This is a genomic window from Streptococcus pseudoporcinus LQ 940-04, from assembly GCF_000188035.1.
GTDB classification, from domain to species: domain Bacteria; phylum Bacillota; class Bacilli; order Lactobacillales; family Streptococcaceae; genus Streptococcus; species Streptococcus pseudoporcinus.
The window spans coordinates 900,072-916,502 of sequence record NZ_AEUY02000005.1 but is presented as its reverse complement, the minus strand read 5'-3'; the positions used below and the strand labels follow the sequence as shown (position 1 = coordinate 916,502).

Annotated in this window: 16 protein-coding genes and 2 pseudogenes; 6 read left to right on the top strand and 12 right to left on the bottom strand. The window is 37.3% G+C overall.

Going from position 1 to position 16,431, the window contains the following annotated elements; genetic code table 11:
- Positions 1-223 precede the first annotated feature (223 nt).
- The 3 genes from citF to citD are packed head-to-tail and all read right to left on the bottom strand — an operon-like array spanning position 224 to position 3,005.
- Positions 224-1,783 (bottom strand): citrate lyase subunit alpha, encoded by a 1,560-nt coding sequence (gene citF / locus STRPS_RS05840; RefSeq protein WP_007896193.1) that lies wholly within the window; start codon positions 1,781-1,783, stop codon positions 224-226.
- A gap of 14 nt (positions 1,784-1,797) precedes the next feature.
- Positions 1,798-2,712: an aldolase/citrate lyase family protein gene (locus tag STRPS_RS05835; RefSeq protein ID WP_050784975.1), complete on the bottom strand. Its 915-nt coding sequence runs from the start codon at positions 2,710-2,712 to the stop codon at positions 1,798-1,800.
- Complete coding sequence (citD, locus tag STRPS_RS05830; RefSeq protein WP_007892356.1) at positions 2,712-3,005, bottom strand: citrate lyase acyl carrier protein; 294 nt, start codon at positions 3,003-3,005, stop codon at positions 2,712-2,714. Before citD ends, STRPS_RS05835 begins: the two co-directional genes overlap by 1 nt.
- A gap of 277 nt (positions 3,006-3,282) precedes the next feature.
- Here citD and STRPS_RS05825 point away from each other — a divergent pair, with 277 nt between their 5' ends.
- Together STRPS_RS05825 and citC are read left to right on the top strand one after the other, a co-directional pair.
- The gene (locus tag STRPS_RS05825; protein WP_007892350.1) at positions 3,283-4,143 is read left to right on the top strand and encodes a LysR family transcriptional regulator; all 861 of its coding nucleotides are present in this window, start codon (positions 3,283-3,285) and stop codon (positions 4,141-4,143) included.
- Positions 4,144-4,154: 11 nt separating this feature from the next.
- The gene (citC, locus tag STRPS_RS05820) at positions 4,155-5,201 is read left to right on the top strand and encodes a [citrate (pro-3S)-lyase] ligase (protein ID WP_007892605.1); all 1,047 of its coding nucleotides are present in this window, start codon (positions 4,155-4,157) and stop codon (positions 5,199-5,201) included.
- A 630-nt stretch (positions 5,202-5,831) separates the two neighbouring features.
- On the opposite strand, the gene STRPS_RS05815 is transcribed toward citC, so the two are convergent.
- The 4 genes and pseudogenes from STRPS_RS05815 to STRPS_RS05800 form a co-directional block, all read right to left on the bottom strand.
- Positions 5,832-6,362, bottom strand: coding sequence for a GrpB family protein (locus tag STRPS_RS05815; protein WP_007892387.1), 531 nt, complete (start codon positions 6,360-6,362; stop codon positions 5,832-5,834).
- A 41-nt stretch (positions 6,363-6,403) separates the two neighbouring features.
- Positions 6,404-7,196 (bottom strand): annotated as a pseudogene (locus STRPS_RS05810) (PhzF family phenazine biosynthesis protein).
- Positions 7,197-7,205: 9 nt separating this feature from the next.
- Positions 7,206-7,646 (bottom strand): annotated as a pseudogene (locus STRPS_RS05805) (GNAT family N-acetyltransferase); the annotation flags it as partial.
- 229 nt (positions 7,647-7,875) lie between these two features.
- Positions 7,876-8,616 (bottom strand): MerR family transcriptional regulator, encoded by a 741-nt coding sequence (locus tag STRPS_RS05800; protein ID WP_007892542.1) that lies wholly within the window; start codon positions 8,614-8,616, stop codon positions 7,876-7,878.
- A 91-nt stretch (positions 8,617-8,707) separates the two neighbouring features.
- Between STRPS_RS05800 and STRPS_RS05795 the strand changes: the two genes are divergently transcribed.
- A complete protein-coding gene (locus STRPS_RS05795; RefSeq protein WP_176602243.1) occupies positions 8,708-9,616 on the top strand; it encodes a DUF2268 domain-containing putative Zn-dependent protease in 909 nt (302 codons plus the stop codon).
- A gap of 172 nt (positions 9,617-9,788) precedes the next feature.
- A complete protein-coding gene (locus tag STRPS_RS05790) occupies positions 9,789-10,088 on the top strand; it encodes a YbaB/EbfC family nucleoid-associated protein (RefSeq protein WP_007892308.1) in 300 nt (99 codons plus the stop codon).
- A 498-nt stretch (positions 10,089-10,586) separates the two neighbouring features.
- Here the strand turns inward: STRPS_RS05790 and STRPS_RS05785 are convergent, their stop codons facing one another.
- Both STRPS_RS05785 and STRPS_RS05780 read right to left on the bottom strand, forming a co-directional pair.
- Complete coding sequence (locus STRPS_RS05785) at positions 10,587-11,174, bottom strand: 3'-5' exonuclease (protein ID WP_007892411.1); 588 nt, start codon at positions 11,172-11,174, stop codon at positions 10,587-10,589.
- A 45-nt stretch (positions 11,175-11,219) separates the two neighbouring features.
- Positions 11,220-11,747 (bottom strand): DUF536 domain-containing protein, encoded by a 528-nt coding sequence (locus STRPS_RS05780; RefSeq protein WP_007892573.1) that lies wholly within the window; start codon positions 11,745-11,747, stop codon positions 11,220-11,222.
- 358 nt (positions 11,748-12,105) lie between these two features.
- On the opposite strand from STRPS_RS05780, the gene STRPS_RS05775 reads away from it, so the two are divergent.
- Together STRPS_RS05775 and rpsN are read left to right on the top strand one after the other, a co-directional pair.
- Entirely contained in the window at positions 12,106-13,278 is a 1,173-nt protein-coding gene (locus STRPS_RS05775) for a BaiN/RdsA family NAD(P)/FAD-dependent oxidoreductase (protein WP_007892329.1), read from the top strand.
- 169 nt (positions 13,279-13,447) lie between these two features.
- Positions 13,448-13,717, top strand: coding sequence for a 30S ribosomal protein S14 (rpsN, locus tag STRPS_RS05770; RefSeq protein ID WP_003083690.1), 270 nt, complete (start codon positions 13,448-13,450; stop codon positions 13,715-13,717).
- Between the two features lie 358 nt (positions 13,718-14,075).
- On the opposite strand, the gene tsaD is transcribed toward rpsN, so the two are convergent.
- The 3 genes from tsaD to tsaB are packed head-to-tail and all read right to left on the bottom strand — an operon-like array spanning position 14,076 to position 16,196.
- Positions 14,076-15,086, bottom strand: a complete 1,011-nt coding sequence (gene tsaD, locus STRPS_RS05765) for a tRNA (adenosine(37)-N6)-threonylcarbamoyltransferase complex transferase subunit TsaD (RefSeq protein ID WP_007892250.1) — start codon at positions 15,084-15,086, stop codon at positions 14,076-14,078.
- Positions 15,076-15,504 carry a ribosomal protein S18-alanine N-acetyltransferase gene (gene rimI / locus STRPS_RS05760; protein WP_007892326.1) on the bottom strand — a complete coding sequence of 143 codons (429 nt, stop codon included), beginning with the start codon at positions 15,502-15,504 and terminating at the stop codon, positions 15,076-15,078. Before rimI ends, tsaD begins: the two co-directional genes overlap by 11 nt.
- Entirely contained in the window at positions 15,504-16,196 is a 693-nt protein-coding gene (tsaB, locus tag STRPS_RS05755) for a tRNA (adenosine(37)-N6)-threonylcarbamoyltransferase complex dimerization subunit type 1 TsaB (protein WP_007892554.1), read from the bottom strand. The genes rimI and tsaB overlap by 1 nt, the downstream gene beginning before the upstream one ends.
- Positions 16,197-16,431 lie beyond the last annotated feature (235 nt).

Sequence of the window (16,431 nt, the reverse complement as noted above, 5' to 3'; positions counted from 1 at the left end):
CCCTATACCTGGTCCGACTGACTAATTTGAATCCCAGCCTCTTAGTTATATCCCCTCCCAATTCACCAGCAAAGAGAGAAATAGCTATTGGGCCCGCTGGTAATGAGGTAAAGAGAGCCGACTAAAGGTCCAGTCTCCTACCATTAAAGTCATTTCAAAACGAATCACTTAGGCTTCAATCTAACTTTTTAGATGCTGAGTGACACTAATTTTGGTTTCTCTACTAGTCTAAAATCAGTGGTTTAATCTTTTTAACCACGTCAAGTATCGTGCCATCGCGCGCTTCAACGATTGCAACAACCTCTTCTTCCCATTCTAAGTTGCTCGGTCGTCCAACTAAACTGTAAGCTTTTTCTTTTAACACCTCAATATTGACGTGCGCAATTCCTGCCTCATCAAGCCATTGTTTGATATCTTCTCTTAATGGATTAACAGCAATACCATAGTCTGTCACAAGCACATCAACACAATCTCCCGGTGTTGTCACAGTAACAACTTTTTCACAAACGGTAGCCACTCTCCCCCGTGTTAATGGCGTAACAATAATACAACACTTACTTCCAGCTGCGGTGTCTGGGTGACCTCCAGGGGCTCCCCTTAAAACACCGTCAGAACCTGTAATAACATTAACGTTGAAGTCGGTATCAATCTCTAGAGCCGACAGAACCACGAAGTCCAACAGGTTAACAAAAGCTCCCTTAGTAAACGGGTCTGCATATTGACTGACACTTATTTCGTGGTGATTTGCCGTTTTTTCTAGATGGTCTCCAGCTGCTAAATCAAAATTCTGCACATCAAAGATATGCCCAACCAAGCCTTTATCTTGCAGATCACAGATAGCTTTACTAATTCCACCTACAGCAAAGCCCATCTTAACCTTTTTTTGACGCATATGGCTTTCTAAAAAGCGGTTTACAGCTAATGATGGACCACCTGCACCGGTCTGAAAGGAGAATCCTTCTTTAAAGTAAGGGCTTGCCGCAATTATATTAGCAACATTTTCTGCCATCATTAGTTCCCTAGGATCCTGGGTCACCCGTGCTTCCTTGGTTGCAATTTTTTGGTTATCCCCAATAGCATCAACAAGTACAACATAATCAACATCACTAGCATTAACCGTACACAGTACATTTGGATAATCATTGAGAGTATCTGTCACAATAACAGTATAATCGGCATAGCGCGAATCATCAATTGCATAACCCATAGAGCCAAAATTATGTTTCCCACCAGTTCCTTTGGCATTCCCTTGCTTATCAGAAGATGCTGCCGTCATAAAAGCAATATCAATATGGACATCTCCAGTAGCCACCGCACGTGGTCGGCCGCCATGACTTCGAATGATAGCAGGTGTTTTTAGGTTTCCAGCAGAAATGACTTTGCCAATCCGGCCACGAATACCTGATGTTTGAATACCTGTTACGTAGCCTGCTTCAATATAATCGGCGATTAGGTCCTGGGCCTCACCAAGCGATGTGGCAGCAATGGTTAAATCTCTGATACCAAGTTCTTCAACCAAGACCTTAGTGACCATACTCATCACATAGTCTCCGTTTCGGAGGGCATGGTGAAAAGAGATTGTCATTCCATCTCTGACACCGATCTTTTGGCAGACTTCTTTGATTGATCCAAGCACCTTACTATCTACGGGTTTAACGAATGGACGAGATCTAGGAGCATCTTTTTGGTAAACTTTACCATTCATGTAATACTTGCCTTGGTAAATTTCTTTGCTCTCTCCTAACAAGACTTCAGGAATATGCCGATTCACTACATTTTTCATTATCTCATCCCTTCTTACATCTCACCGTAGTAAACACCACTAAGTTTAGCTAAATCAATAATTCTTTGCGCCTCTTCAAAGAATGGTTTATCAACCATCTTGCCATCAACAGTGTAAACGCCAATTCCACTCCCCAGCTGTTCATTCATGGAACGAAGAAGTTTTTCAGAATAAGCAATTTCCTCTTTAGTTGGCGCAAATAGCTCATGTACCAAAGAAATTTGGCGAGGATTAATAATAGATTTTCCATCAAATCCCATTTTACGAGCTAATTCAACTTCTTCACGATAACCTTCCATATCTTCAATACGTGGATAATTGGTATCGTAACATTGGACACCTGCCGCGCGTGCTGCTAATAAGATGAGACCACGAGCCGTATTTATCTCGATACCCCCCTTTTCAATTCCGACACGCATGGATTTACGGAAATCCCCACCAGCAATGGCTACGCCAAACAGTCTATCCGAAGCCATACAAATTTCAAGGGCATTAAGAATGCCTAATGGACTTTCAAGAGCCGCCATTAATAAGGTACGCCCTTCTTCTTTACCAAATTCTTTCTCAGCTGCTAATACAGCAGCTTCAATCATTTGCACATCTTTAGCAGACTCACATTTTGCTATTCTTATCCCATCAGCCCCGCCAGCTACAGCTACACGAATATCTTCTTGCCAATGCGGTGTATCGAGTCCATTGATCCGAACTAATACTTCTGTATTCCCATAATCAATAGTTGTCAATGCATGATAGAGTGAAAAACGAGCTGCATCCTTTTGATTCTCTGCAACAGCATCTTCTAAGTCTAGAATAAGACTATCTGCCCCAAAAATATAGGCATCTTTCAACAGTGCAGGATTCTGAGCATTTAAAAACATCATGCTGCGGCGTAACCGATTCTTTATTGGTCTTTGTCTTCTTATTGGCATTAAAGTTTCCCCCATGAAATATGACCTTGAGATAAATCGTTGCTTCTATAAATAGCTGTTTGAAGGCGGGCTCTAAGAGTACAATCTAAAGCACCTTTATCGACAATGATAAACTTACCAGAAGTGATACCTAAATGTTCAAGTACCTCATCAACTGTTTTTTGAATGGCTAAACCATATTGATTCATGACGCTACTCTCAATGCTAACCTGTAAAGTATCTTGCGGCTCCACAATAACTTGAACATCAGAAGATTCTAACGTTCCGGCAATAGCTACTTTTTTGATTTCCATATAATACTCCTTGACTCTTCTTATTTCCATTATAACTAGCCAAAATAAGAAGTAAAAGGTCAAGATGGCATCATCTTCCATGCCAATCAGGAATAGTTGCCTAGCCGTTTGGAAAGGCTCTCAATAAAGATATGGTCAACGCTCCTGAATTCTTCTCGTTCTTTTTCTATGGTGAACGGTCATGCTTAAAACAACTGTTTTTTAATTGTTTTTCCCTTTTTTAGATATTGAAAAAAAGCTGACGCGTGTATAATAGACAATGAAAAGAGGAATTAGAATGGACGAAAGAGATTTGGAGTTACTAGTAACTCTCGATGAGACCCACAACATTACCCATGCTGCTGACCGTCTATATGTCACACAATCCGCTTTATCAAAACGGATTAATGCCCTTGAACAAGAACTGAACACACAAATCATGATTCGCTCTCGTCAAGGTATCCGCTTCACAGCTCAAGGAGAGACCGTCTTAAAACACGCTTACGAGATAATGACAAGCCTACAAAAAATGCGGGAGAAGATTCAATTACAAAAAAACCATATTTCTGGAACCCTACGTGCTGGTGTCTCCATTAACTATGCACACTATGTCTTTCCTGAAGTATTAGCCCGCTACCGACAAGAATTTCCACATGTCAACATTCAAGTTAAAACCAATTATAGTCGTAACGTCTATCAAGATCTGGTCTTAGGTAAGATTGATGTCGCTATTGTTCGCGGTGAATTTCATTGGAAAGAACATAAAATTCTTCTCAATCGTGAACGTGTCAACTTAATTAGAAGCTCAAATAGTCGGGACACTAACCTAAAACAACTCCCCTACATCGGGCGACATTCTGATGCTACTTTTGAACGAGAAGTAGCACAATGGATGCGGGAAAACCAACTACACCCCAACAAACACAACGGCATCATTGTTGATAATGTCACGACTTGTGTTGAAATGGTATCTCGCGGCTTAGGTTGGGCAATCGTACCAGATATTGCTCTGCCCTACTTTAAAGGAGACATTCACAAGCTGTCTTTCAAAAATGGTGAGCCCTTCATACGTTCCACCTATCTCCTATTTAACAAAGAGACCTATCAACTTCCTCAAATCAAGGCTTTTATCAAAACTGCCCAGATCATCTCAGACTAGAAAGGATACCTATGTCAGACTTTACCGTTTCAAAGATATTCCCCTCAGACAAGCTTAACCAGGATAAAGTTACTCAATTGCTAGAAGATGCCGGTATTAAGCGGGACCAAAACTTAGACTATACCTGTGGTATTTTCGAAGAAGATGGCACATTAATTGCAACGGGAAGCCTCTTTGCCAACAGCCTTCGCTGCTTTGCCATCTGTAAACGTTATAGCGGTGACGCCCTACTTAATACCCTAGTTACCCACTTAATTAACGTCCAATTTGAACGAGGAAACACCCATCTCTTCGTCTACACCAAACCAGATACCAGTAAATTCTTCAAAGCTCTGGGCTTTTATACCATCACCGAGATTCCTAATATGGTCACTTTTATGGAAAATCGCAAATCTGGCTTTGCCGATTACCTCAAAAGACTAAAAAAAGAGAGTGAGCCTAGCAAGGAAAGTGCAGCCATCGTCATGAATGCTAATCCTTTTACTTTGGGACATCTATCCCTAGTGGAAAAAGCTGCCGCAGAAAATAAGCAGGTCCATCTATTCATGGTCAGCGAGGATAGTAGCCTCATCCCATTTGCCGTTCGCAAAGAATTAATCATGGCTGGAACCGCGCATTTAGATAATATCTCCTATCACGAAACTGGACCTTATATCATCAGTCAGGCCACCTTCCCAAGTTATTTTCAAAAAGACCAAGAACATGTCATTATTAGTCAGGCAAAACTGGATATAAACATTTTTGTCGCAATTGCGCAAGAATTAGGTATCACAAGACGTTATGTCGGCGAAGAACCGACCAGCTTTGTTACCAACCTCTACAATAAAACCATGCAAAAACAGCTCCCAGCAAATAGTATCATTTACACCATGATCCCTCGCAAGGAAGTGAATGGGCAAATGATCAGTGCCTCAACTGTTCGTCAGTTTATTAAAGATGGTAAGTTAGAACTCATTAAAGACCTAGTGCCTAAAACCACATTTGATTACCTAACTAGCCCTCAAGCCAAAGACCTTATTAAAACTATCCAGAAAAAAAGTAATGTTATTCACTACTAAAATACTTATTAGACGCTAGTAGGACTCACGAGCGGTGGTTATTTATCATACTACAAAAGATATATCTTTTGTAGCTTTCATTTTTTAAGGATATCCTTTTTTCCATGCCTATCTCAGGGTATCATGACTCCCCAAAACGTCAACAATTGTATTTAGTAAGCAAACCGAAAATGTTTCAGCGACCAATATCATTACGAATCATCATTTTATTTTTAGAGCTTAGACTTCTTTTAAAAGTCATTATCAATAGCATTAGTTGCTATACAGAAGTTATAAGTATTAAGGGAGATGATTCTATCCTTATCTTGCCCTTTGAGTGAAAAACAGTTATAATAAACAAGGTAAAAATGTTGATATGAAAGGAATCTTAATAATCTTATGATGAATATGCAAGACTTATTCCACGATTTTTTAAGTCTTGCAAATACCATAAACATTGAATTAAACCCTTTCTTGATTCACTAAATTAGTCTAAATTCACTCAAATTTATTTCAATAAGACAAAAAATAGACAATGACAGTATCTTCTATACACAAGAAAAATCGTTTTACAGAATTTTGTAAAACGATTTTTTAATATCTATTAGTTTTCTTTTTAAGTCGAATAGTTCATTGATTTTTTATCTAAGTTTATTTAAAAGCTTTTGTCTTTGTAATCTCTTTATTAATATCATCAATAACCGTAGACTTATGATTTTGATAGGCTTCTGGATTAACTTTATATTTCTTACTCGCTTCGACTTTCACCTCTAAATAACGAGTGAATGCCATCTTATTTTCTATTAAGTAATCTCTAAATCGTAACTCTTGTAAACCTTTCAGATCTCCCTTTTCATAAAAATGTAGGTGTACTAAATGATTTATTTTGTCTTTTGAATACTTAACAAAATATCTTCTTCCAGAAATCCCATTCTCACCTTTAGCAACATATCCGGATTGCAACATGGAATTATTATACATATCTACCACACTAATATTGTTAACGAATATGAGTACATCAATAATCGGTTTAGAAGCCATACCTTTGATTGAAGTTGATCCAAAATGATGACATTCTAATTCTAGCCCACTTAATAGTCTAGTAAGCTCTTCTTTAATTTCTTGATACTGCTCTGGCCATTTATTATTATATCGTTCAAGTTTCATTTCTCTTTGTATCATTAATACACCCCTTCCTCAATAAAATTGTTAACTTTCAAGTTCTAAATATCTATACTAGCTTCCAGATACAAATTAGCTTGTCCTGATATTTTAACAAGATTTCCTTCCAATTCAACCGTCATTGCCCCTTGTCTTTCAGATAATTGCTTGGATATTAATTTGTTCCTTTCCAAGCTTTTTCGCCCAAATTGGTGCTAAACGTGTCTGTGCTGAGCCAGTAACAGGATCTTCATTGATACCATAATTTGGTGCAAAGTACCGTAGAACATAATCAATGTCATTGTCAAAACTTTGGGCTGTCACCGTCACCCCATGTGGTGCTAATTGACTAATCTTATCCAAGTCAATTTTGAGTTTCTCAATGCATTCTTGATTTTCTAAGCATAAAATAAGATGCTCTTCATCTGCTGTTCGATAAGCTTCCAGGATAGTAGGTTCAATCGATTCTCTCATCATCGCTGTTATTGGAACTTGCTTAACGTCAACTATTGGAAAAAATAAGGTTATTTCTTCACCACTAATAGTTACTTCTAGAAGTCCTGACTTTGAAGAGAAAGTGATATGACTTAAATCATCTTCAAGATAACGTGAAATAACATAGGTACTTGCTAAAGTCGCATGCCCACATAAATCCACTTCTTTTTCTGGTATGAACCATCTAATCTTATATAGATCTTTTTCCTTTAAAATAAATGCAGTCTCAGATAGTTTATTTTCTTTAGCTATTTTCTGCATTAATTCCTCTTTAATCGGTTCATCTAAAACCACAATCCCCGCAGGGTTGCCACTAAACGTCTTGTTGGTAAAAGCATTCACAACATAATAAGGTAACATATCTTATTCCTATCTTTTCAAGTAAAACATAAAATGAGGAAATCTATCATTCTTCAAAAATCTTTTTTTAATAGTAAATCCTGATTTTATGGCAATATTCATTGACTGTAAATTAATATCTCGACTGATGATAATGAGTTCCTCAAGGTTTAGCTCTTTGAAAGCATAATCTCGTACTGCCCTAGCAACTTCTGTCGCAATTCCTTTATTCCAATGCTCTTTTTTAAGATGGTAACCTATTTCAGGATAATTTTCTCCTTCAACAGTTTGCATTGTAATGCCACATTCACCTACGACCTCTGAAGTTTCTTTATAAATGATTTTCCACAGACCAAATCCATCAGTCCTGTAAGAATTCATATTCCAATCTAACCAGTTCTGACAATCTTGATCAGTAAAACTCTTGTCATAAGCCCACATCACTTCTTCGTCTTGCAAAAACGACTTTAACTCAGATAGATCTCTGCCATCCTATTCTAATAAAATAAATCGCCTAGTTTCTAAAACTATATTCTTCATAATTCGTCCTATTAATTTGATTATACAAATTCCTTTTTAACACTATTACTATCATAGTGATTATCTTAAGAGTACCATTTAATTTCAAATTCTTTATCCCAAGTATAATCTTTAAATTTCATATTATTCTTTCTATTTTATTTTTCTTTTTAAATAAAAATCACTTATTATCATTTTCAACAAACTTAGCAATCGACTTTGAAATATACTCAGCTAATCCTTCACCAAATTTATCAATATTTTTCCTAAAGTCTAAATTATTATAGTAAGTCTTACCGATTAATCCAAAAACTTCTAAAGAGCAATCAAAAGCATATTTATTTAATGTATCGTAAAGTTCTAAACAAATATCTTGTACTTCTTTCTCTTTAGGCAATTTCTCCTTATTCATTTTTTGTGCAAACTTTATAAAAATATCGTTAAAGTATTCATTAACTTCTAATTCTATTCCATTTTGTCTCTTTGAAGATTCAATCATGGCTTCTTTACCAAACTGTTCTAACGCTTTACTTTGATATTCGATATTATCTAATAGCGTGAATCCATCAAATTGATTGGAAGTTCGGTTCTCAAGTTTTGATTTTTTGGCGTCAATTGTTCTTTGTATATTCTCCATAAGAACTGAAATCTTATTTTGCTCATCGGCTAGCATTTCTAATTGAGATTGTAATGCTGTGATGGTATCAAAATCTTTTTCATTCATTATTTTTTTTATTTTTTCAAGAGAAAATCCAAGAAATCTATAGTATCTAATTATTTTTATGTTTTCAATATCTTCATTTGTATAATAACGGTACCCATTATCATATTTATTTACCTTTAATAGTCCAATCTGGTCATAATGATGCAGGGTTCTGATAGTAACTCCTGAAATTTGTGATGCTTCTTTAATTAAATACATATCTTCACCTCAACATATTTTATCACAAGCCATTGACTTTGACGTGACGTAAGGGTATATAATTTTTTTATTAATAAAAGGAGAAAATATGATGCAACTACATTTAATCGAGTCTGATAAAATTTATAAAGAAATTTTGGAAACTCCAATTGAAAAAAGAGATGAGCTTTTTAAACAAAAGTTACTTGTTCCATTTATAAAGAAATTTAAAAAACAACATATCTCTTTTGACGAAAATATCCCTTTTAATGTTATGACTTTAATGAGTTTTATGCATAAGATGCCGAAGGATCTTGTAGAAGAAGATATTTCATCCATTAATAGTTTTGATGAAAACTTCTGGAAAAATATCACTAATGCCTTTTATCACTCAATAGAAACCTTCACATCTAAAGGCATAAAATTACCTGTAAAAGATTATTATCTAACAGCTTTATTAGGTAACCCAAATAGCCCAATGATGGCTATTAATGAAAACTATAGTGGCGATGGCGGAATCCCAGGCTATATTTTTCTTTCCCTTGTTCCAAATGATTATACAATAAATAGAATACCATCAGCAGTTGCTCATGAATGTAATCATAATATTAGATATCAATTTATTGAATGGGGAAAAGGTTCACTTAAAGAAATGATTGTGTCTGAAGGTCTCGCCGAAAATTTTGCAGAAAAAATGTACGGAAAAGAAAATATTGGACCTTGGGTTACAAAGAACACCTTAGATACATTAAATCAAGTTATTAAGCCAATAATAAAAGAAAACCTCTCTATTGATAATATGCAAGAAGCCATGTCATATTTATATGGTGATGAAATTACAAAAATGCAAGGTGGAAAAAGTGTTGGCCTTCCTTATGCTTCTGGCTATACCTGTGGCTATTATCTCATTAAATATTATTTACAAAAAACTGGGTTAACTATCGAAGAAGCAACATTAAAAACTGCGGATGAAATTCTAAGTGAAGTAAATGAGTTTTGGACTGAAATTTCATATTTTTAATGGTACTTGCGATTGTGATAGAGCCAACATTCATAATATAGTATAACTATCTGAATACAGACAAGCTTACCAATTCAATCACTTACTTCAATTTCATTCCTAGTTTATGACTCCACCTTAATCTATGCTATAATATTACAGTAAACACTTTTACTAAGGAGAAATAAATCTTATGATGAATATGCAAAACATGATGAAGCAGGCGCAAAAACTTCAAAAGCAAATGGAGCAAAAGCAGGCTGATCTGGCAGCTACGACCTTTGTTGGAAGATCAGCTCAAGAACTCGTTACAGCCACTTTTACAGGTGATAAAAAATTAGTTTCGATTGATTTTAAAGAAGCTGTTGTGGATCCTGAAGATCTTGAAACTTTGTCTGATATGACAACCCAGGCCATTAATGATGCCATGAGTCAGATTGATGCTGCTACTAAAAAAACAATGGGAGCTTTTGCTGGCAAAATGCCATTTTAAAACATAGGCAAAAGCAAAATGCCATACACATGTTGAAAAGAACCACTTATAAGGGACAGTCAAAAAATTATACTGTTCTTATAAGTGGTTCTTACTATTTTGATTGCTTTTTCTTCTATCCCACTTTTTGGGAGCAGGGGCACTGACTTTTCTCTTTTTATTCAGTTGACATTACTGTCAATCTTAGTCTATTTTCCAGAAATAGTTGTCTTTAAAGACCTGATATATTATTCCTTAGTAGGCAATTTAGAAAGCCTTGGTTGCTTTCACCGTAAGAATTAATTTTATGGTTTCAAAAAATCACATGTATCACCGTACTTAATAATTCTTACTGAGACTCCCTAGACTTTGACAAGTTGGTCTGTCAAAAACGTCTCTGACAGACCTTGCCAGCCTCCTTTTTTAATAGTCGCTAAAGTCCGCTCAGGTCCCCCCTTTAACAGGTCTACCATATCACATGACCCTAGGTCATGTGCAAAGGCTTACTCTAGTCCTTTTTTAATCAAATAAGTCACCAAGTCCTGCGAAAGGATTGTTGCTGATAACACCTTCTTGATGGGTCAGGAATTGTTTATTGTCGTCGAATTCTAAAAAAGTCTCGTAAATACGCGCTGTCATACGCGCATCTTCCAAGCTATTGTGACCCTTGCCTTTAATCCCTAAAAAACGGGCAACTGTGGTCAATTTAAGGTTAGTAATACCATTTAAATCGCTACTACGGCGCTCAAAAGCCTCATCATAGAGATCAACCTTATATTGCCCAAAAAGGTCTAAGCCATTATCAGCTAAAATTGGCAGGTCCGATTTTTGGGAATTGTAGCCAATCAGAGCGTGGTCTCCAACAAAGACTTTGAAATCTTCTAAAACCTGATTAATCTTGGGTGCTCTAGCAATTTGATCAGCAGTAATGCCTGTCAAACCATTAATGAAACTTTGCAGAGGGACATCTGTGTAAACAAAACTGTCAAAGTTGTCAACCTCCTCATGATTTGCCATTTTAACAGCAGACAATTGAATTAAATGGCTGACGTCATTCACAGTGTTAAATTCTAAATCAAAAGCAATGTAGTTCCTTAGTTTTTCCATCATTCTACCAGTGAAAAAGACCCTTGAGGGCCTTTTTTATTTTATTTATTTCCCAAATAACCGACCTAGGAAGCCCTTTTTACTAGGTGCTCCTTTGACTTCTTCAACTTGACTTTTTGCTTCATCTACTTGAGCTTTAGCTTCTTCTAGCTCTAATTTCAAGTTTTCCTTATCGGCCATAGCTTTGGCTGTTAATTGCTGTTGTTGATCTAATTGTTTATCTTTTTCAGCAATCTGAACATCTTTGACTCGCATCTGCTCGTCCTTAGCAGCTAGTTGCTCATCTTTTGCTTTCAACTGGTTGTAAAGACGTGTTATTTCTGTATTTTTTTCGTCAACTAAGATTTCTAACAGTTCACGTTGTTTGGTTTCCTCACTAATTGGTTCATCATCAAAAATCGTTTTTTTATAGATTTCTTCCAACTTAATAAGGCCACTACGTTTAACCACAGTGACACCCTTGTCATTCTTATCAAGATCTTCTTCTGGAAGTGCTTTAACACGATTGTTTACGGCCTGACGACTGACTCCCAAAATTTCAGCTAGTTCACTAACTGTCTTTTCTATTGCCATATGTTCCTCTTTTTAATGATTACTGAGTATTCTTAATATGAATAGTAACATAATACTAGAATTCTGTCAATTTCAGTAAAGTTAAGAAGCTAGGATAATTCTTTTACAACAAAAATAAGCCGTTCTAATGTACGGCTCAAGACATAGATACTGGATCACCTTCCTCTCAGTTTTCAGACGGTTTCAAGGAAAAAGCCTCCATTTCTATCAATTGATAAGTAACAGCAAGCGATCTAAATCTCTTACCACTTCTATTATATGCTGATCACAGTTGCTTGTCTACTGAATACTTATCTTTTCCAAAAATGACCTGATTCATCTGCTATAAAAAGAGCAGGGAATATGGTAAGATAAGCTTATGGAACTATTTGATACAATTATTATTGGAGGTGGACCTGCAGGCATGATGGCAGCCATTTCCAGTAGCTACTACGGCTATAAAACCCTACTCATTGAGAAAAACAGACGACTTGGCAAAAAGCTAGCTGGTACTGGTGGTGGCCGCTGCAATGTGACAAACAATAGCAGTTTAGATGAACTATTAGCTGGAATTCCAGGTAACGGCCGTTTCCTTTACAGTGTTTTTTCTCAATTTGACAATCATGATATTATTCGTTTCTTCCAGGAAAATGGCGTAAAACTCAAAGAAGAAGATCACGGTCGCATGTTTCCTATCACTGATAAGTCTAAAACCATTATCGAAGCCTTGGACAAAAAAATTAGAGAACTTGGTGGACAGGTCTTAACAGGGACGGAGATTGTTTCTGTCAAAAAAGAAGGGGACCAATTCCTTTTAAGATCTAATGACCAAGTTTTTTCCTCTAGTAAATTGATTGTAACAACTGGCGGTAAATCCTATCCTTCAACCGGATCAACAGGCTTTGGCCATGACATTGCACGTCATTTCAACATTAAAGTCACAGACTTAGAAGCTGCCGAGAGTCCTCTCTTAACTGATTTCCCTCACAAGGAACTGCAAGGCATCTCTCTAGATGATATTACCCTCTCTTGTGGTAAACATATCATTACTCATGACCTACTTTTCACGCATTTTGGCTTGTCTGGGCCTGCTGCTCTTCGTCTTTCTTCTTTTGTTAAGGGTGGCGAAATAGCAGAGCTGGACTTCTTGCCTCAGATGTCAGAAGATCTTCTCAACAGCTTTCTAGAAGAAAACCGGGAAAAGTCTGTCAAGAATGCACTTAGAACCCTGGTTCCAGAAAGAGTAGCTCATTTTCTTAGCACAGCCTTCCCAGAAAAAGTTAAGCAGTTGACAGCCAGTCAAAAAGAAGAATTGGTTACTAAGCTCAAGCAATTCCCCATACCTATCACTGGAAAGATGTCACTGGCCAAATCTTTCGTCACCAAAGGCGGCATTGACCTCAAGGAAATCAACCCCAAAACCCTGGAAAGTAAAAGGGTTCCTGGCCTTCACTTTGCCGGGGAAGTTTTAGATATCAATGCTCACACAGGTGGCTTCAATATTACTTCTGCCCTCTGTTCTGGGTGGGTAGCAGGGAGCCCCCACTATTAGCTATCAAGAGCCAACTAATTTGGTTCTTTTTTATTTTTTTACTTAACCAGTTGCCTATATCCTTATATTAGTGTATAATAATCTTATATTTTGTTAACTGGTTTATTACCGGTTAACAAAAAAGGGTCTGATAAGCCCAAAGATTATTAATATAATGAAGGAGAAAGCAATGGCAAAAAAATCAAAAATTGCTAAATACCAAAAGCAGCTCCAACTGATCGAACAGTACGCTGACCTTCGTCGTGAGCTTAAAGCAGCTGGGGATTATGAAGCACTTCGCAAATTGCCTCGTGATTCAAACCCTAACCGTTTGAAAAATCGCGATTTGATTGATGGCCGTCCACATGCTTACATGCGTAAGTTTGGTGTCAGCCGGATCAATTTCCGTAATCTAGCTCATAAAGGCCAACTTCCTGGCATCACTAAAGCTAGCTGGTAAGCTTTTCACACTTTACAAACACTTATTTTGCAGGTAGGTGTTTATTATTAGTAATCATAGTAGCCAATATTTATCACTTTAAACTCAGTATGCCAAGATACTGAGTTTTTTATATTGTAAAAATGAATGAAAGCCTTACTAATGACTGCTGTTACAACAACTTATAAGACATTTTTTGAGTCATAAGCAATGTAAATTGTCCTACTTACAAAGAGTGCACACATAGCAAATCGCCCTGAACCACCATAGATAAAAGCAGTCACTAAGTCAATCTCGTGGCTCTAAAAACCAGCTGCAACAAGTCCAAAAGCCAAGCCTATGGCTTAAATATTAAGGGAACAGCTCTAATACTGTTCCCTTAATTGTTATAAGTAAAAGCCAAGCTAGGTTTGGCATTTAAATCCAATTTGGCAAAGTGTCCTAAATCATATTCAATAGCAGCTGCTAAAGCAATCATACCAGCATTATCACCACACAGACGTAAAGGAGGGATAATAACAGGTATTTCTGTAATCTCTTGAGCTAGGCGCTCGCGGAGACCTTGATTGGCCGCTACACCACCAGCAACAACAAGCATTTTAACTGGATATTGGGCTAAAGCTTTTTTAGTCTTAGCCATTAAAATATCTAAGACGGCTGCTTGAAAGGAGGCACATAAATCCTCAAGAACCAAGTCTTCTCCTTTTTGCTCAGCATTGTGATGTAAATTGATAAAGGCTGATTTTAAACCAGAGAAGGAGAATTCTAAATGATCGTCTTTAATCATTGCCCGCGGGAAGTTATAAGTATCCTCACCTTTATGAGCTAACTGATCAATTTCACGGCCTGCTGGATAGGTTAAGCACATAACACGGCCGACTTTATCATAGGCTTCGCCTACTGCGTCGTCTCGCGTTTCTCCGACAATATGGTAGTGACCTGGCTCTGAGACGTAGACCAGCTCAGTATGCCCACCTGAAACCAAAAGGGCCATCAGCGGATACTCCAGCTCTTTCTCTTGACGCGCAGCCATAAGGTGACCTGCCATATGATTAACTGGGATTAACGGAATGCTATGGGCCCATGCAAAGGCTTTTGCGGCAGCGATACCTACAAGCAAAGCTCCAACAAGTCCTGGCCCGTAAGTTACAGCAACAGCATCTAAATCGTCCGCACTAATCTTAGCCTCTTGCAAGGCGTCCTCAAAACAAGTCGTTATCACTTCGACATGATGACGGCTAGCTACTTCTGGTACCACCCCGCCAAAGCGTTTATGGCTGTCAACCTGACTGGCAATAATATTACTTAAGAGTTGGTTATCATTTTTGAGGACGGCGACACTGGTTTCGTCACAAGAACTTTCGACCGCCAAAATATACCTATCTGTCATTTCTTCCTTCTCGTTTCATCAATAGTGCCCCTTCGACAGGGTTTTTATAGTAATTCTTACGTTTTCCAACGATGCTAAAATTAACTTTTTTGTAGAGGGCTTGCGCTGCAAGGTTTGACTCTCTTACTTCTAAAAAGAGGGTCTGGTTAGAAGAGGTGACCTTCTGTAAGAGCTGCGCTCCGAAACCTTTACCTTGGTAATCAGGCAAAACAGCAATATTAGTGATTTCCAACTCACCTACTAGCTGCTGTAAGGATAAAAAACCAATGATTTTTTGCTTATCATAAACAAAGAAATAATCCACATTTGGTGATTCCAGGTCTGTTTTAATCTGTTCCTTAGTCCATGGTGATTCTTGATAAACATGGCTTAGAATATGATAAACAGCCTCTACTTTTTCTTCAATCCTTTTCATCATTAGACACGCTTGATATAATTAGTTTCTGACTCTGGTTGATGGCTTTTAAGCCAAATTTCTTCCGCTTCTACTTTTTTCAAGTATTCAGGTACAAAAGCATCCACATCAACTGTAGCCATACTTTGAGCTTTAAGGCCCAGTTCAAAAGCAGAAGGCAGGGTGGGCCGTATTTCAGCTTCTGGCAGATGATCTGTGATAAACTCACTGAAGCTGGCTACTTCTCCCGTAAATATGATTTTTGCTTGGCCTTTTAACTCTTCTAAAAGATCAGATAAAGCTATGTGTTGATCAGCTCGAACGCTCTCTTTGTTTTGATAAAAACCTGCATAGACATTTTGTCGTCTGGCATCAATCAAGGGCACCACCAAAGTTTCTGGATCAGTAATGGTAGCAGCCAAAGCATATAAGCTTGAAACGCCCACTAAGTCAATTTTTAAACTATAAGCTAACATTTTAGCTGTTGCTACAGCTACGCGTAAGCCAGTGTAAGAACCTGGTCCTTGTGCGACTGCGATTTTCCCTAAGTCCTTAGGACATAAGTCCAAAGAAGCCATTAAAAAATCAATGGCTGGCATAAGGTTGATACTGTGGTTCTTTTTGATATTAATTGTTAGGTCTGCTAGTAAGGTTTGCTCCTCTAAAACAGCTAGTGAGAGACTCTTATTAGAGGTATCAAATGCAAGTGTTTTCATTTTACCCTTCTTTTCTGTGAATTACTATTGTCCAATTATATCATAAAATCGTCTTTCTGGACAAAAGTCCGTCTAGGATCGGCTCTTACAAAAGCCCCAATTCTTACAATCTATGCTTTTACTAAAAGCTCTAATTATGGTATAATTCTAGTAATTGCAAATAATCAAGTTTAAAACTACTACACTCTTACTTATAGAAAAAGGTCACAGGGCCATGGTGCCATTTGACTTGTTT